The 681-nt window shown below is 61.8% G+C and carries 1 protein-coding gene; it reads left to right on the top strand.

Going from position 1 to position 681, the window contains the following annotated elements; all coding sequences use genetic code 11:
- A partial coding sequence (locus ACU8YE_RS23825; RefSeq protein WP_446929802.1) for an SDR family oxidoreductase occupies positions 1–681 on the top strand: 681 nt, incomplete at both ends.

Here is a 681-nt window from a genome sequence, read left to right as displayed (position 1 = left end):
TGTTCGCCAAGGAAGGCGCGCGGGTTGTCGTGGCTGACCGCGACTACGTTGGGGCCTGTACGGTGGCGAAGGCCATCGGTGAGCAGGCGTTTGCCGTCGAGGCAGATGTCACGCGTAGTGAGCAGGTCAAGGCCATGGTGATGGCCACCGTGGAGAAGTTCGGCGGTCTCGACATCCTGGTGAACAACGCGGGTCTCGGCACGCGCGGTAGCGTGGTGACCATTGAGGAAGCCGAATGGGATCGCCTCATGGACGTGAACCTCAAGAGCGTCTTCCTGGCGTCGAAGTACGCCATTCCCGAGATGATCAAGCGCGGGGGCGGTTCCGTGGTGAACCTGGCTTCGACGATTTCGGTCGTCGGCATTCCTGACCGCGCAGCCTATGTGGCGGCTAAGGGCGGCGTGGCTGCACTTACCCGGGCCATGGCACTGGATCACTCGGCCGAGAACATCCGTGTCAACAGCGTTGCCCCAGGGGTGATCTGGTCAAACTACTACGAGAAGATGCTGCAAGAGGTACCGGATCCGGATGGTTTCGTCACGGCGCTCAAGGCACGTGCACCGGTCAACCGCATGGGCACGCCACATGAAATCGCCACCATGATCCTGTTCCTGGCATCTGACGAAGCGTCGTTCGCCACCGGTGGCATGTTCACCGTTGACGGCGGCTACACCGCTCGTT

Source organism: Ralstonia sp. VS2407 (assembly GCF_052950655.1).
This window is presented reverse-complemented; position numbering and strand designations above follow the sequence as displayed.